Genomic DNA, 15,185 nt, shown 5'->3' with positions numbered 1-15,185 from the left:
CTTTCGGGGGTGGGGCGCAGGCTCAGTCAGGCGCCGGAAGTGCGACGAGCAGCCGACACCTCCTGTCGTTCGGTACCGCTCAGGCCGCGAGCCGCCCTTGAGCCAGCCGGTTGTGGAGGGTGAGCATCCGGTTGGTGCAGGTTTGCCAGGTGTAGAGCTCGGCGCGGCGGCGGGCGGCGGGGCGGCGGCCGGGGTGGGTGGCGAGGGAGAGGACGGCGTCGGCGAGGTCCGAGGGGTTGGCGGGGGCCCAGCGGCCGCAGGTTTCGTCGACGAGTTCGCGGGCGCCGCCGGTGTTCGCGGTGACGACCGGGGTGCCGGCGGCCAGCGCCTCCAGGACGGCCAGGCCGAAGGTTTCGCCTGGGCAGACGGAGAGCGCGATGTCGGCCTCGGCGAGGTGTTTGGCGAGGGTACGGCGGCCGTCGACGTACCCGTGGAAGTGGACGGGGGCGTCGCCCGCGATCTCGAGCAGCTCGTCGAGGTGCGGGCCGGTGCCGTACACGTCCATCCGCAGGTTCACGCCGCGGCGGTGCAGTTCGGCCGCGGTGGCGACCGCGAGGTGCGGGCTCTTCTCCCGGGACAGTCGGCCGGCGTGCACGAGCTTCAGTACGCCGTCGTCCGCCGGCTCGCCCAGCGACGGGTGGAACGTGTCCAGGTCGACCCCGAGCGGGATCCGTACCAGCGGCGTCGTCACCTCGTCGAACTCGGCAGCGGCGTACCGCGAGGTCACCACGACCGCGTCGTACGTCCGGCCGAGGATCTTGTACAGCGCGGCGACCGTGGCGACCATGTGCAACTGGCTGTACTTGACACCGTCGGCGCCCCACCAGGCCTGGCGCAGGTTGGCGCCGCCGAGCATCCGGCCGGGCCGCAGTACGTCGTTCCCGCCGAGCTGACCGGGCCGCGCGGCGCCAAGGGCGAGCATCGCGTCCAGGCGTTCGTGGCTGAACAGCACCGTGCCGATGTCGTTGCGCCGGGCCCAGCGGGCGACCGGGAGCAGCGTCGACTTGTCGGAGATCTCGACCGTGGTCGGCTGGAACTTCTTCAGGATGTCGATCACGGTCCACGGGTTGGTGATCAGCCGGTACCCGCCGCTCACCTTCGGCGCCTTCACCCGGACCACGGTGCCGAGCTCGGTCTCGACCACCACGTCCTTCTCGCCCGGCGTGATCACGATCCGCTCGGCGCCGGCCTCGACGTACCCCTGGCCGACGTGCTCGATCGCGGTCCGCATCCCGCCGGACGTCGGCCCGACGAAGTTCGCCAGCTGGGCGATCCGAAGGCCTGTCATGCGACGCGCCGTACGGCGGCGGCGTCCCGGAGTACCTCGGCGTAGTGCCGGTCGACGAGGTCGTCGACGACGGCCGGCCAGGTCCGCGACTGGACCCGCTGCAGGCCGCTCGCCGCCATCCGGCCGCGGGCCGTCGGGTGGTCGAGCAGCGTCTTCACGGCGTCCCGCAGCGATCCGGGCTTGCCGGGTTCGAACAGCAGGCCGTTCTCGCCGGGGTGGATCAGGTCGAGCGGGCCGCCCGCGGCCGGGCCGACGGTGGCGACGCCGGAGGCCTGCGCCTCCTGGATCGTCTGGCAGAACGTCTCGTGTTCACCGGTGTGTACGAAGACGTCCAGCCCGGCGAAGATCGACGCCAGGTCGGCACCCCGCCGCATCCCGAGGAAGGTTGCCGTCGGCAACGCGTTCTCCAGTGACGCGCGGTCCGGCCCGTCGCCGACGATCACGATCCGGCAGTCCAGGTCGGTCAGTTCCGCGAGCCGCCGGACCTTCTTCTCCGCGGCCAGCCGGCCGACGTACCCGACGATCGGCTTGCCGTCCGGGGAGATCTCCCGGCGCCAGCTCTGGTCGCGATGCCTGGGGTCGAACAGGTCGAGGTTCACGCCGCGGCCCCACCGGTGGACGCGCGGGACGCCACGCTGCACCAGCGCGTCGACGGCCGAGGTCGACGGCGCGAGTGTGCGGTCGGCGCGGGAGTGCGTGCGGGTCACCCAGCGCCAGATGCCCCGGTCCGCGGCGGCGTACCAGGGGTACTGGCGGGCGAAGCCGGCGATGTCGGTCTGGAAGATCGCGACCGTCGGTACGCCGAGTTTCCGCGCCGCGCGCAGCCCGTACGCACCGATGATGAACGGCGACGCGAGGTGCACGAGGTCCGGCTTGAAGTCGGCCATCGCGCGCTCGATCGACGGATCCGGCAGGCCGACCGGGTACTCCTTGTACCCGGGCGTCCGGAAGCTCCGGGCACGCAGCACGGGTACGTCGCCGTACGTGTCCGGGCCCGGTCCGGGGGCGATGATCAGCAGGTCGTGCCCGCGGGCGCGGAGCCGGTCGGCGACGTGGCGAGCCGTGTTCGCCACGCCATTGATCTGCGGCAGGAAGGTCTCGGCCACCATCACGATTCGCACACTTCGAAGGTTCCTCACCGCTCATGAACCCTGGGCGACACATTCGTGACACGGCGTCGATGCCCTGTCGACAGATCAAGGGCCGCCGGGTGGCCACTTGGTGACCACCCGGCGGCCGATCCAGGTCAGCTGAGAGGCTGCGCCGCCTGGACGAACTCGTTGGTGTAGGTCTGGGTAAGGTCGATCGCCTTGCCCTTCACCTTCGGGTTGAAGGCGCCCAGTACGGCCAGGCAGGTCTTCGGGCCGTCGGCAGGCATGATGCCGGTCGGGTTGAAGATGCCCTTCTCGCTGTTCAGCGCCGCCGTGTACGACGCCTTGCCGACGCCGGCGTAGTAGTCCGGCGGCATCATGTCCGCGATCTGGGCGGCGGTGTGCGTCTGGATCCACTTGAGCGTGGCGACGTACGCGTTGACCAGCTTCTGTACGACGTCCTTGTGGGACTGCACGTAGCTCGTCTGCATGTACAGCGAGGTGGCGGGATAGGTGCCTCCGAGCGACTGCTTCGCGCCGGCCGCGGTCCGCATGTCCTCGATGATGTACGCCGTCCCGTCGGCGAGCAGCTTCGAGACCGTGGGCTCGGTGGTCATGCCGCAGTCGATCTGCTTGTGCTGCATGGCCGCGATGAACGTGTTGCCCGCCTGGACGCCGATCCGGGTCGTCTGGGACGGGTCGATGCCGTTCTGGGTACCGAGGTACTGGGTGAGGAAGTCGGTCGACGAGCCGACGTCGGTGATGCCGAGATGCCTGCCCTTCCAGTCCTTGGGGCTGTTCACCGTGCCCTTCAGATCCGATCGGCACAGCTCGACCTCGCCGGGAACCTGCAGCATCGACACGACCGACTCGGCACTCTGGTCCTGGGCGCGCAGCGCGATCGTGTGGTCGTAGAACCCGCCGGTTCCCTGGACCTTGCCGGCCATCATCTCGGTGGTGGCGTCGACGCCGGCGCCCTCACCGATCAGGGCGACGTTGACGCCGGCCTTGTCGTAGTACCCGAGTTGTTTGGCCAGCATGAACGGCAGGTAGATCTGCTTGTCCAGGCCACCGACCATGATCGTGACCTTCTCGCCGCTGACGCTGGTCGTCGACCCGGCGACCGCCTGCCCGGACCCGCCCTGGGCGTTGTTGGCACAGCCGGCCACGCCGAGTGCGACGACGCACGCGATCGACGTGACCACCGCGGTACGTGATTTCATGAGTTTCTCCTTCTGTGGTGGGTGGTTCAGACCGCAGCGAGGTCGGCGTCGCCGTGCTGCGCCGGCCGCCAGCGCAGCAGCCGCCGCTCCAGCCGGGTGATCAGGAACTCGGCCAGCAGCGCCACCACGGCCATCAGGACCATGCAGGCGAGCACGCCGCTCTGATTGAAGTTGCCTTGAGCTGTCTTGATCAGCATTCCGAGGCCGCGTTCGGCGCCCAGGAACTCGCCGACGATGGCGCCGATGATCGCGAAGCCGAAGCTGACGTGCAGGCTGGCCAGGATCCAGGTGAAGGCCGACGGCAGCACGACCTGGCGGGTGACCTGCCAGCGGGACGCGCCGAGCTGCCGGGCGTTGGCCAGCAGGTTCCGGTCGACCTCGCGGGTTCCCTGGAAGGCGTTGAAGAACACGCCGAAGAAGACCAGCACGATCACCAGCAGGACCTTCGAGGTGAGACCGAGCCCGAACGCCACCAGGAACAGCGAGCCCAGCACGATCCGCGGGATCGAGTTCATCACCTTGATGTACGGCGCCAGCACGTCCGCGAGCAGCCTGCTCCGGCCGAGCGCGATCCCCGCCACGACACCGGCCAGTACGCCGATGACGAAGCCGATCACGGCCTCCTCCATGGTCACGAAGATCTGCTCGCCGAGGCTGCCCTGCGCGGTGCCCTGGGTGACCCAGGTGACGATCTGTGACCACACGGCGCTCGGCTGACCGAAGAAGAACGGGTCGATCAGCTTGGTGCGCGCGGCAACCTCCCAGCCGCCGAGCCAGAGCACCAGTACGCCGATCCGCAACGCCAGGACCAGCCGGCGCCGCGGCGTCCACGGCCGGCGGCGGTTCATGCCGCCACCCCGATCGCCGTGCTGCGCGCGTACGCCTCGGCGACCTCGGCCCGCAGCGCCTCCCAGATGTGCCCGTACAGCGCGACGAACCGCGGATCGAAGCGGATCTCCTGGACGACCCGCGGCCGCGGCAGGTCGATGGCGAACTCCGCCTTCACCGTGCCCGGACCGGCGGTGAGTACGACGACCTTGTCGGCGAGCGCGATCGCCTCCTCCAGGTCGTGGGTGACGAACACGACGGCCGGCTTGGTCTGGTCCCACAACGACAGCAGCTCGGTCGACATGATCGAACGGGTCTGTACGTCGAGGGCGCTGAACGGCTCGTCCATCAGCAGGATCCGGGGCTGGTTGATCAGCGACTGCGCCAGCGCCACCCGCTTGCGCATACCGCCGGACAGTTGGTGCGGGTACCGGTCCTCGAATCCGGCCAGCCCGACCCGGCGGAGCCAGTCCCGGGCCTGGGTCCGGGCCTCGGCCTTCGGCGTCCCGCGGAACAGCGGTCCCGCGGCCACGTTGTCCAGCACGTTCTTCCACGGGAACACCGCGTCCTGCTGGAAGACGAAGCCCGTCGTGGGGGCGATACCGGTCACCGGCTGCCCCTCCACCAGTACCTCGCCCGCTGACGGCTGTTCCAGCCCGGAGACGAGCGTCAGGGTGGTGGACTTGCCGCAGCCGGTCGGACCGACGACGGCGCAGAACTCGCCGTCGGCAACGGTCAGATCCAGGTCCTTCAGCGCGGTATAGGTTCCACGGTCGGCGGTGCGGAACCGTTTGGTCACCCCGCGAAGCTCGATGGCCGTCATGGTCTGCTCCTTCAGTCGTGAGTGGCGTCACACTAGGAAGCAGCAGACAGCGGCAGGAACCCTTGTCCGCGTTGCGCAAGTTAGTCGCGATAGCTGTGGTTTTGTGCGTTCTGTTCAGCCACTCTGGGGTGATCGCGCGACCGGAAGGAGGTGCAGCGTGCGGTTCCAGCGCGCCACCCTGGCTTCCCGGATCCTGCTCGCCGTACTCGCGATCCTCGGGCTGACGATGGCCGCGGGGCTGGCGCTGTACGTGTCGGTGACGCGGGACACGGTCGACACCAACGCCGAGGAACGTGCCGCGAGCATCGCCAGCTCGGTGGCGGATCTGCCGCTGGTCGCGCAGGCCATCGGCGATCCCGCGGTCCGGGCCGAACTGCGCGGTATGGCGGCGCGGGTGGTGGCCGACACGGGTGCGTCGTACGTGGTCGTCATCGGTGCGGACGGGGTGCGGTACACACACCCGATCGGGGCCCTGGTCGGGCAGCGGGTCGAGGAACCCGTGGTGGCACTCGACGGCCGGGTGCACACCGGCGTCGACATCGGCAGCCTGGGCCGGTCCGCGAACGCTCGGGTCCCGGTCCGCAACGCCGCCGGCAGGGCGATCGGTGAGGTGTCGGTCGGTATCCGGGAGAGCGACGTCTCGGCCCGGGTCAGTCACGTCGTCTGGCTGGTGGTCTTCTACACAGCCCTGGTACTGGCGATCGGGGTTGCGGCGTCGCTGATCCTGGCGCGCGCGATCAAGCGCGTCACGTTCGGTCTGGAGCCCGCCGAGATCGTCGCGCTGGTGCAGGAACGCGAGGCGATGCTGCACGGCATCCGTGAAGGTGTGATCGCCTTCGACCAAGGCGGGCGGGTGAACGTGCTGAACGACGAGGCGCGCCGCCTGCTGGACCTGCGGGCCGCGCAGCTGGGCCAGCCGCTCGAGGAACTGGTGCCGCCGGGGCGGCTGCGGGACCTGTTGTCCGGCGCCGTGCAGGGAACCGACGTGGTTGTTGTCACCGACAACCATCTGCTGGTGCTGAACCGGATGCCGGTCATCGTCGCCGGCCGCAGTGCGGGCTGGGTCCTGACGATCCGCGACCGTACCGACTTCGAGGCGCTGGTCCGCCAGCTCGACTCGGTGGAGGCGCTGACCACGGCGTTGCGGGCGCAGGAGCACGAGTACTCGAACCGGCTGCACGTCCTGTCGGTGCTGCTCGGCATCGGCGAGGTCGAGGAGGCGACGGCGTACGCCGAAGAGGTGATCGGGCAGTCCTCACTGGCCGCCGACGTCGTCCGTTCCCGGATCGCGCCGCCGGTGGTCGCGGCACTGCTGATCGCGAAGACGACGGTGGCGGCCGAGCGCGACGTCGAGGTGCGGCTCACGCCGGGCAGCGAGCTCCCGATGGCGGACCTCGACTACACGCCGCTGCTGACCGTGCTCGGCAACCTGATCGACAACGCCATCGACGCCGTCGCCGGAACCGCGGATTCCTCGGTGCATCCACGCGGGCGGGTGACCGTGCAACTGGACGGCAGGACGAGTCCCGTCCAGCTCGTGGTGTCCGATACCGGCCCGGGGATCCCGGTGGACCGGCTGGACGAGGTGTTCGTGGACGGCTACTCCACCAAAGAGCCGCGGGCCGGCGGGATGCGGCGTGGGGTCGGACTCGCCCTCGTTCACCGCCTCGTGCAGCGGGCCGGCGGCACGATCACGGTGGCGTCACCGTCGGGGGCCCGGTTCGAGGTACAGCTGCCGTTGCGCAGCAGGGCGAAGGAGACGGTGTCGTGATCCGGACCCTGGTCGTCGACGACGACTTCCATGTGGCGAGCGCGCACGCTCGGAGCGTTGCGAAGGTGCCGGGCTTCCTCGTGGTCGGCGAGGCGCACTCGGCGGCGGAGGCACACGAGTTGGTGACCACGGCCACGCCCGACCTGCTGCTCCTCGACATGTACCTGCCGGACCGGACCGGCCTCGATCTCGTCCGGCAACTGGCCGCCGAGTCGCCGGAGACCGGCGTACCGGACTTCATCCTGATCACCGCGGCGCGCGACATCGAGTCGGTCCGGGCGGCGATCCAGCTGGGCGCGATCTACTACCTGGTCAAGCCGTTCGCGTTCCAGGCACTGCGCGAGCAGCTCGAGGCGTACCGGCACTGGCGACTGCGGCTCAGCGCGGCCCGGGAGGCCGACCAGGACACTGTCGACACGCTGTACAGCATGCTCCGATCGCCGGCCGGTGACGCCCGCCAACGGCGCCGGCTGCCGGCCACGATGGCTCGGGTGCTGGATACGGTGGACAGTGCGACGACCGCCGTCAGCGCGGCGGATGTCGCGGAGAACCTCGGTGTCAGCCGGCCGACGGCGCAGCGATACCTGGCGATCCTGGTCCAGCGCGGCCTGGTGGACCTCGACCTCGCGTACGGCGCCACCGGCCGCCCCGAACACCGCTATTCCGCCCGGCGCCGCTGACTGTCCCCTGGGCTGTGCTTGATTGGGCGTATGCGAACTCTGGGGATCGTGGTCGCGGTGGTGGTCGTGCTCGGCGCGCTGCTGTGGTGGTGGGGGAGCCGGGCGGCCGGACGGGACCGCGACAAGAACCTGATCAGCTGGTGGGGGACGCGGAACGGCTGGCGGTACACGACCGGGACGGATGGGCTGCTGGATCGCTTTCGCGGTACGCGGTTTGATCAGGGGACCAGCCACGACGTACAGGACCTGTTGTCGGGCAACACGATCGCGGGGCGGCCGGGGCTGCTGACGCAGTTCAGCTGGTACTACACGCCGAACCTGCCGCAGTCGTCGTCGACCGGGTCGAGCGGCCTGCGGAGCGGGATCTGCGCGGCGGCCGTCGTCGAGTTGCCGAGCGCGTTGCCGGCGTTGACGGTACGCCGTTCCGCGCCGGAGGACGTGGTCCGCGGGCACGGGATCGAGTTTGAGAGCGGCCGGTTCAACGAGCGGTTCCGGGTCGAGGGCGAGGACCGGAAGTTCGCGTCGGACGTCGTGAACCCGCAGGTGATGGAGCTGCTGCTGGACGACCCGGAACCGCCGCACTTCCGGATCGACGGCGCCACGCTCGTCGTCTGGCGGGACGGGAAGGTGAACACGCCGCCGGAGCTCGGCGCGCTGGCGGACTTCGCGGGCCGGCTGCTCGAGCTGATCCCGGCGTTCGCGCTGGAGGGCGGCGGCCCGGGCGACGGCCCGATCTCGACGATGCCGCCGGAGCTGCTGGGGGAGTCGCCGAGCGGGGCGATCGCGTTCCTGCAGAAGCTCGACCACCGCGGGTACCACATCGAGCGGTACGAACACGTCGCCGTGCTGTGGCGGCAGCACCGGTGGGCCGTCTGCGTGAAGATCGACGTACCGACGACCTGGCCGGAATGCATGACGGTCCCGAAGGCACTCGCACCGCCCGGGATGATCGCGCGCTTCGACGACGAATACCTGACCGGAGACCCGGCGTACGACGCCCTCTTCGCCACCGGCACGCCCCGCCCGGACTTCGCCAAGGCGGTGCTGACACCGTCGATGACCGCCTTCCTCACCAACGACAAGCGAGCCCAACAGGCACACTTCATCTTCCAGTCCGCCCGCCAGGCCCAACTCTGCGTCATGACCTACGGCCGCCTCACCGACCAGGCCCTCGCCGACACCCTCACCGACCTGGCCTGCGACGTCTACGAACACCTGTCCCCGCAGGCACTCACGTTCCGGAAATGAGCTCAGGTCATCTGCAGGAAGAACCACTCGTTGAACAGGGTCAGCCGGGTCTGCTTCGCGGGTGAGACCTCGAGGCTCACCCGCCAGCCCGCGACGTACGCGATGTGCGACCGGCCGTCGGCGTTCCGGCCGATCCACTCCTGCACGGGTGCGACCGCGGCGCCGCGGAGATGCCCGAAGACGGTGCCGCGCAGTTCTTCGAACGCCTTGCCGGTCTCGGCGCCGGCTGCCGCCGTGGTGACGAGGTCGGTGAGGCCGCCGTCGTCCGGTCCGGAGAACTTGAGCGCGAGGCCGGGCTTGCGCTGGCAGGTCTGGTGATCGGCCGCGCAGGTGTATCCGTCGGCGGTCAGCGCATCCGCGAACTCGGTCTCGGTCGTGTCGAGGTGCAGCGACGGGATGGCGAGTTGCTTGTTGCCGAACTTCTCGGCGTTCAGCACCGTCTTCGCTCCGCGGCCGACAATCTCGTACTTGCCCCAGCTCGCCTCCAGCGCGCCGCCCCAGCTGTTGCGCAGCGTGGACATCAACCCGGGAAGGTCCTTCGGGAACACGACCTGGCCGACCGTCGCGGTTACTGCCTGGAGCGTCGGCGCGGTCTCACCCTTGGCCTCCACGTTGATCGTCAGCGCGTTGACCGCGCCATCCGGCTGATACTGGTACACGACCGCGACCGACGCACCGTTCACCGCCGCGAAGCACCCGGCGTGGCCGCCGTTCGCGCTGGTGAACCGCACACTGCACTCGAGCCCGCGCGCGGTCAACGTGTCGGCGAGCATCTTCGCCGCGCCGGTCGTCGTGCCGCCTACCGAGACCCCGTCGGCGAGTGTCTGCACCGAGTCGGGCGAGACGGCCGCGGTCGGGGCGTCCCGCCGTCCGAGGAAGAACGTCGCGGCGCCTCCGACGAGCAGGACAGCCAGCACACCGGCGAGCGCGAACGGCCAGACCGCGCGACGCGGGGAAGTGGGGATCGGGGCGTGCGGCGACATCGGGCGGCCTTTCGTGCAGGGAGGTGGAATCTATCGCAGGCGTGTGCTGGAGCACACACGGGCGACGTGCGCTGGTGCATACCAGTCGGGCGGTGGTTCGGAATACCTTGGGGGGATGAGTCATCGCAGCGAGTCGGGGTTCGAGTTCGCGCCGGTCTACGAGCCGCTGGACGGGTTCGACCCGGCGGCCAAGCTCGGTGAGCCGGGGCAGTACCCGTACACCCGGGGCGTGTACCCGACCATGTACACCCAGCGGCCATGGACGATGCGCCAGTACGCCGGGTTCGGCACCGCGGCCGAGTCGAACCAGCGGTACCACCAGCTGATCGACCACGGCACGATGGGGCTGTCGGTGGCGTTCGACCTGCCGACCCAGATGGGGTACGACTCCGACGCCACGATCGCTTCCGGCGAGGTCGGCAAGGTCGGCGTGGCGATCGACTCGATCGACGACATGCGGGTGCTGTTCGACAAGATCCCGCTCGACCAGGTGTCGACGTCGATGACGATCAACGCGCCCGGATCCGTGCTGTTGCTGCTGTACCAGCTGGTGGCCGAGGAGCAGGGCGTCTCCGGTGACAAGCTCACCGGCACGATCCAGAACGACGTACTGAAGGAGTACATCGCCCGCGGCACCTACATCTACCCGCCGAAGGAGTCGCTGCGGCTGATCAGCGACATCTTCGCGTACTGCCACGCCGAGCTGCCGAAGTGGAACACGATCTCGATCTCCGGGTACCACATGGCCGAGGCCGGCGCGACGCCCGCGCAGGAGATCGCGTTCACGCTGGCCAACGGGATCGAGTACGTCCGCGCGGCGGTCGCGTCCGGGCTGGACGTCGACGAGTTCGCGCCGCGGCTGTCGTTCTTCTTCGTCGCGCGTACGACGCTCCTCGAGGAGGTCGCGAAGTTCCGTGCCGCACGGCGGATCTGGGCGCGGGTGATGCGCGACGAGTTCGGCGCGCGCAACCCCAAGTCGCTGATGCTGCGCTTCCACACCCAGACGGCCGGCGTACAGCTGACCGCCCAGCAGCCCGAGGTCAACCTCGTCCGGGTCGCGATCCAGGGCCTCGCCGCGGTCCTCGGCGGCACCCAGTCCCTGCACACCAACTCCTACGACGAGGCCATCGCCCTCCCCACCGAGAAAGCCGCCCGCCTCGCGCTCCGCACCCAGCAGGTCCTCGCCTACGAGACCGACGTGACCGCGACGGTGGACCCGTTCGCCGGCTCGTACGTCGTCGAGTCCCTCACCGACGAGGTCGAGGCCGCCGCGGTCGCCTTGATGGAACAGGTCGAGGAGTACGGCGGCGCCGTCGCCGCGATCGAGCAGGGCTTCCAGAAGCAGGAGATCGAACGCTCGGCGTACCGCATCGCCCAGCAGATCGACTCCGTCGAGCGCGTCGTCGTCGGCATGAACAAGTTCAAGATCGCCGACGAGGAACCGTACGAGCCCCTCCGCGTAGACCCCGCCATCGAAGCCCAGCAAGTAGCCCGCCTCACCACCCTCCGCGCCACCCGCAACCAGCCCGCCGTCGACGAAGCCCTCGCCGCCCTCAAAAAAGCTGCCCAAGGCAACGAAAACTGCCTCTACCCCATGAAACAAGCCCTCAAGGCCCAAGCCACCGTAGGCGAAGTCTCCAACACCCTCCGCGAAGTCTGGGGCTCCTACGTCCCCGCCGACACCTTCTAATCGCCACCGCTCCGCGGCGTCTGCCTATTTGCCGCCTCCGGCGGGTGCGCGGGTTGGTGTTGCGGGGCGGAGGTACTGGCGCCGGGTCCCGTGGTGAGGGCCCGCGCCGAGGACACCGCAGCCCGCGAAGCTCGTCCCAACTCACCAGAAAGCCAATCTGGAGTGGGGCTCAGTTCGGCGGTGGTTGCCGAGTCTGTTCAGCTGCTCGCTGAGCGCGTCGGGCGGCCGCTTCTGCGACGGACTCTTCCGCTTTGATCCGATAGGCCTCGTCCAGGGCGTCGAGCGTTGCCGGGTCGATCGGCAGCGGCGGCTGCGACAGCCGGTCGGCGATGCCGCGGTACGGCACCGAGCTCAGGTAGAACTCGATCGAGCCGTGCCCGGGCCAGATCTCGCCGCCGCGTTCGAACAGCTGGATCAGTGGCTCGTACGGATCGTCGAGGTCAGGAAACCGCTGCTGCGGACGATCACCCAAGGCCGCCCAGCGGAACATGTCCGGAACGATCTTCCGCGACATCTCCCACAACTCATGCCCGCTCCCGGACTCGAGCCGCTGCACCCAGACCGGGTCGGTCTCGACCGCAGGATCGAACACCACTGCCAGGTCGAAGAACGGCCACTGCGCGGGCACCCCTAACGCATCCGCCCAGACCGCCATCCGCCGCAGGTACTCGACCGCCAGCTGCCCCCGAGACGCGGCATGCCGATCCTCCGCGTCCTCGTCGTCCCAGCCGGCCTCCACCAGCCGAGCCAGCAGTCGCTCGCATGCTGCCGTGTCCGTCACAGGCCCAGTCCTTCCTTGGCTACTCGTACGACATCGTCCAGATTCGAGAGATCAGGCGCCACCCGGAGGTTGTCCCTCGGGAGCCCCAACGTGGTCCAATGCCGCAGCAGATCCTTGACTTGCGATTGCGTGCTCAGCGGCGCCGTGTTGTGCGCCGACGGATATGCGGCGAGGAATTCCGCCCTGTTTCCCTCGCCCCACGCTCCTGGTTCGGCAGACAGGTACGGCAGGCCGGCTTCCATGAGTTTCGATTCGACGTACTCGTGTGCCATCAGTGACCAGAACTGCGCTCGGTTCTCTGCCGTCAATTCGGAGCCTGAGGCGACGCGCTCCCAGAGGTCCCCGTAGATCGCGTCAGGCCTGAAATACCCGTGGCGGATGTCTCCGGGACCGAGTGCTACGTCGTGCTCACGCATGAACAGGTGCTGTTTGGCCTCGTCGATCACCTCGTACGGCAGACCGCTGTTTTCGGCGAGAGCGTCGAGGTCATCGGCTTCGCGGATCCGGCGGTACTGATCCATCTCAGCCGGAGACGAATCGTCGACGAACTCGTGGTCGGCGCCCGCCGAGGTGTCGGTGCCAGAAGGGTCGGCAGGGCCGGACATGGGTTTGTCCGCCGATTGCACGGTCCGTTCTTCAGAATCGTGAGTGGGGTTGGCGTCGACCGGCGGCCTGGCGCCGGGGGCGCGGGAAGTATCGGGATCCGGTGTGGCTGCCGGGCGTTCCTGCGAGTCGGAGGCGTCGTCGGGGTCATTCAGATATTGGAGGCGGGCCACGGTGTCGTCTCGGAGGAGACGTTCTCTTTGTTCTGGAGAGAAGGCGGCGAACTGGTCGTCCTTATCGGATCTTTCGCGTGGTTCCGGCTCAGGACTTGCGGGCTCGTCGACGGTACGAGGGTCGGTGGACGCTCGGCTGTCGTGTTGTCCTGCCGCGGCCTCTGATGGCTTGATGGCGGGCGCGTCCGCGGTGGCCTGCTGGTCGACCGCGTCGTCTTGATCGGTTGCAGACCAGTTGGAGTAGCCGGGCCAGTAGAGCGTGTCGAGGTGCCGCTCGAGCTTCTCTTGGGCGGTCAACCTGCGGTCCTCGGTCTTGCGCTCGTCTGGTGGGCGGGCGGCGTCTCGGTTTGCCGCTGGGCTGTGCATGTCGCCGTCTATAGGCCGGGATGGTTGGGCAGCTCGGCCGTCGGGTTCGCCGAGGTCGGCAGGGCTGTGCTCGTCGCTTGGGTCGTCTCCGCTGCGACGGCCTCGCAGCTCGGACACGTGGTCTCCCAGTTCAGACGTCGGCGACAACAGCAGGCGAGTTCGGCTGAAGGTAGTTCCTTCGTCACGAAGCGTACTGTTCGCTCAGGTCCTCGCCCCGCCCTCTTCGGGCGACACCTCACGCGCACCCGCCGGAGGCGGCAAAAGACTGCCGCCGCGGAGCCGTGTCCTTTCGCGGGGTGAGGGTCTGGCTAATCCAGGAGGGCGGTTGAGGTGAGGATGGTGGTGCCTAGGGTGATGGCTTCTTCGGAGGGGGTGAAGCCGGGGGTGTGGAGGTCGGCGGCGGTTTCTTGGGTGGGTGGGCGGACGCCTAGGCGGGCCATGGCGCCGGGGACGTGTTCGAGGTACCAGGCGAAGTCTTCGCCGCCGAGGCTTTGGTCGGTGGGGGCTACGGCGCTGGTGCCGAGGGTTTGCTGTACGGCGTTCTGGAGGACGCTGATCGCGGTGGTGTCGTTCATGACGGGCGGTACGCCGTGGGTGACCTCGACGTCGACCTCGACGCCGTACGGCGCGACCAGCTGGGCTGCCAGTGACGGGATGAGCTCCTCGGCGAGGCGCCAGGCGGTGGCGTCGAGGCAGCGGAGGGTGCCTTCGGCCTCGCCGCGCGAGGGGATGGCGTTGGCGGCGGAGCCGGAGGTGATGCGGCCCCAGACGAGGGACATGCCGGCGCGCGGGTCGACCCGGCGGGACAGCGCCGCGGGGAGCTCCGACACCAGGGTCGCGAGCGCGTAGACGAGGTCCGCGGTGAGGTGCGGCCGGGACGTGTGGCCGCCCGGCCCGGTGAGTCGTACCAGGATCTTGTCGGCCGCCGCGGTGAGCGCGCCGACCCGGAGCCCGACCTGGCCGACCTGCAGGCGCGGGTCGCAGTGCAGGCCGTAGATCCGCCGTACGCCGTCCAGCCCGCCCGCGGCGATGACGCCGAGGGCGCCGCCGGGCATGACCTCCTCGGCCGGCTGGAAGATCACCCGGACGCGCCGGTCCAGCTGACCGTCGCGCGCCATTCCGGCGAGGACCAGGGCGGCTCCGAGCAGTGCGGACGTGTGTACGTCGTGCCCGCACGCGTGCGCGACCCCGTCGACACGAGACCGCCAGGGCGCATCGACACCGTCCGGCACCGGCAGCGCGTCGATGTCGGCGCGCAGCGCGACGCAGGTGTCGCCGGCGCCGATGTCGCAGATCAGCCCGGTCCCGGTCGGCAGTACCCGCGGCGAGAGTCCGGCCCGGACCAGCTGCTTCTCGAGCAGTTCGGTCGTCCGTACCTCGTGCCACCCGAGTTCGGGGTGGGCGTGCAGGTCACGGCGTACGGCGACCATGTCCTCGCGGACCGCCTCGACCCGCGCCAGGACGTCCGCGACCAGTAGCTGATGACTCATCCCGCGATTGTGCCACCCCGTTCACCCAGCGCGCCGACCACGGACGGTGAGCGTAACCACGGAGCGTGCACCCCGTCACCTGTGGGCAGCAGTCTGTGACCGCGCCGGAGAAGTTGTCGAAATGTGACGGAAACGCCGGTCACTTTC

At 69.4% G+C, this 15,185-nt stretch carries 13 protein-coding genes; 4 read left to right on the top strand and 9 right to left on the bottom strand.

Going from position 1 to position 15,185, the window contains the following annotated elements; genetic code table 11:
• Nucleotides 1-79: 79 nt before the first annotated feature.
• From ACFV9C_RS09855 to ACFV9C_RS09835, 5 genes are all read right to left on the bottom strand, one after another.
• The gene (locus ACFV9C_RS09855) at nucleotides 80-1,288 is read right to left on the bottom strand and encodes a glycosyltransferase (RefSeq protein ID WP_380192214.1); all 1,209 of its coding nucleotides are present in this window, start codon (nucleotides 1,286-1,288) and stop codon (nucleotides 80-82) included.
• Nucleotides 1,285-2,409, bottom strand: a complete 1,125-nt coding sequence (locus ACFV9C_RS09850; RefSeq protein ID WP_380192212.1) for a glycosyltransferase family 4 protein — start codon at nucleotides 2,407-2,409, stop codon at nucleotides 1,285-1,287. Before ACFV9C_RS09850 ends, ACFV9C_RS09855 begins: the two co-directional genes overlap by 4 nt.
• A gap of 125 nt (nucleotides 2,410-2,534) precedes the next feature.
• Entirely contained in the window at nucleotides 2,535-3,602 is a 1,068-nt protein-coding gene (locus tag ACFV9C_RS09845; protein WP_380192210.1) for an ABC transporter substrate-binding protein, read from the bottom strand.
• Nucleotides 3,603-3,628: 26 nt separating this feature from the next.
• On the bottom strand, nucleotides 3,629-4,450 hold the full coding sequence (locus ACFV9C_RS09840; protein WP_380192208.1) for an ABC transporter permease: 822 nt from the start codon (nucleotides 4,448-4,450) through the stop codon (nucleotides 3,629-3,631).
• Nucleotides 4,447-5,253, bottom strand: a complete 807-nt coding sequence (locus ACFV9C_RS09835) for an ABC transporter ATP-binding protein (RefSeq protein WP_380192206.1) — start codon at nucleotides 5,251-5,253, stop codon at nucleotides 4,447-4,449. Before ACFV9C_RS09835 ends, ACFV9C_RS09840 begins: the two co-directional genes overlap by 4 nt.
• Before the next feature lie 157 nt (nucleotides 5,254-5,410).
• Between ACFV9C_RS09835 and ACFV9C_RS09830 the strand changes: the two genes are divergently transcribed.
• From ACFV9C_RS09830 to ACFV9C_RS09820, 3 genes are read left to right on the top strand one after another with little or no spacing between them, the layout of a single operon-like run.
• The gene (locus ACFV9C_RS09830; RefSeq protein ID WP_380192204.1) at nucleotides 5,411-7,024 is read left to right on the top strand and encodes an ATP-binding protein; all 1,614 of its coding nucleotides are present in this window, start codon (nucleotides 5,411-5,413) and stop codon (nucleotides 7,022-7,024) included.
• Nucleotides 7,021-7,704: a response regulator gene (locus ACFV9C_RS09825; protein WP_380192202.1), complete on the top strand. Its 684-nt coding sequence runs from the start codon at nucleotides 7,021-7,023 to the stop codon at nucleotides 7,702-7,704. The genes ACFV9C_RS09830 and ACFV9C_RS09825 overlap by 4 nt, the downstream gene beginning before the upstream one ends.
• Before the next feature lie 30 nt (nucleotides 7,705-7,734).
• A complete protein-coding gene (locus tag ACFV9C_RS09820) occupies nucleotides 7,735-8,952 on the top strand; it encodes a hypothetical protein (RefSeq protein WP_380192200.1) in 1,218 nt (405 codons plus the stop codon).
• 2 nt (nucleotides 8,953-8,954) lie between these two features.
• Here ACFV9C_RS09820 and ACFV9C_RS09815 read toward each other — a convergent pair whose 3' ends face one another.
• Entirely contained in the window at nucleotides 8,955-9,935 is a 981-nt protein-coding gene (locus ACFV9C_RS09815; protein WP_380192198.1) for a hypothetical protein, read from the bottom strand.
• Nucleotides 9,936-10,050: 115 nt separating this feature from the next.
• Here ACFV9C_RS09815 and ACFV9C_RS09810 point away from each other — a divergent pair, with 115 nt between their 5' ends.
• Entirely contained in the window at nucleotides 10,051-11,625 is a 1,575-nt protein-coding gene (locus tag ACFV9C_RS09810) for a methylmalonyl-CoA mutase (protein WP_380192196.1), read from the top strand.
• 169 nt (nucleotides 11,626-11,794) lie between these two features.
• Here the strand turns inward: ACFV9C_RS09810 and ACFV9C_RS09805 are convergent, their stop codons facing one another.
• The 3 genes from ACFV9C_RS09805 to ACFV9C_RS09795 form a co-directional block, all read right to left on the bottom strand.
• The gene (locus ACFV9C_RS09805) at nucleotides 11,795-12,406 is read right to left on the bottom strand and encodes a hypothetical protein (RefSeq protein WP_380192194.1); all 612 of its coding nucleotides are present in this window, start codon (nucleotides 12,404-12,406) and stop codon (nucleotides 11,795-11,797) included.
• A complete protein-coding gene (locus ACFV9C_RS09800; RefSeq protein WP_380192191.1) occupies nucleotides 12,403-13,665 on the bottom strand; it encodes a hypothetical protein in 1,263 nt (420 codons plus the stop codon). The genes ACFV9C_RS09805 and ACFV9C_RS09800 overlap by 4 nt, the downstream gene beginning before the upstream one ends.
• A 191-nt stretch (nucleotides 13,666-13,856) precedes the next feature.
• Nucleotides 13,857-15,038 (bottom strand): amidohydrolase, encoded by a 1,182-nt coding sequence (locus tag ACFV9C_RS09795; RefSeq protein WP_380192189.1) that lies wholly within the window; start codon nucleotides 15,036-15,038, stop codon nucleotides 13,857-13,859.
• Between the last annotated feature and the right edge of the window lie 147 nt (nucleotides 15,039-15,185).

The organism is Kribbella sp. NPDC059898, assembly GCF_042730855.1.
Lineage (GTDB): Bacteria > Actinomycetota > Actinomycetes > Propionibacteriales > Kribbellaceae > Kribbella.
The sequence above is the reverse complement of the archived record's forward strand: the minus strand, read 5'-3'. Positions and strand labels throughout refer to the sequence as shown.

What these genes read in the sequence shown, in the direction of transcription:
- ACFV9C_RS09855 (WP_380192214.1), bottom strand. Translation starts at nt 1,288, where the DNA reads ATGACAGGCCTTCGGATCGCCCAGCTGGCGAACTTCGTCGGGCCGACG.
- ACFV9C_RS09845 (WP_380192210.1), bottom strand. Translation starts at nt 3,602, where the DNA reads ATGAAATCACGTACCGCGGTGGTCACGTCGATCGCGTGCGTCGTCGCA.
- ACFV9C_RS09840 (WP_380192208.1), bottom strand. Translation starts at nt 4,450, where the DNA reads ATGAACCGCCGCCGGCCGTGGACGCCGCGGCGCCGGCTGGTCCTGGCG.
- ACFV9C_RS09835 (WP_380192206.1), bottom strand. Translation starts at nt 5,253, where the DNA reads ATGACGGCCATCGAGCTTCGCGGGGTGACCAAACGGTTCCGCACCGCC.
- ACFV9C_RS09820 (WP_380192200.1), top strand. Translation starts at nt 7,735, where the DNA reads ATGCGAACTCTGGGGATCGTGGTCGCGGTGGTGGTCGTGCTCGGCGCG.
- ACFV9C_RS09815 (WP_380192198.1), bottom strand. Translation starts at nt 9,935, where the DNA reads ATGTCGCCGCACGCCCCGATCCCCACTTCCCCGCGTCGCGCGGTCTGG.
- ACFV9C_RS09810 (WP_380192196.1), top strand. Translation starts at nt 10,051, where the DNA reads ATGAGTCATCGCAGCGAGTCGGGGTTCGAGTTCGCGCCGGTCTACGAG.
- ACFV9C_RS09795 (WP_380192189.1), bottom strand. Translation starts at nt 15,038, where the DNA reads ATGAGTCATCAGCTACTGGTCGCGGACGTCCTGGCGCGGGTCGAGGCG.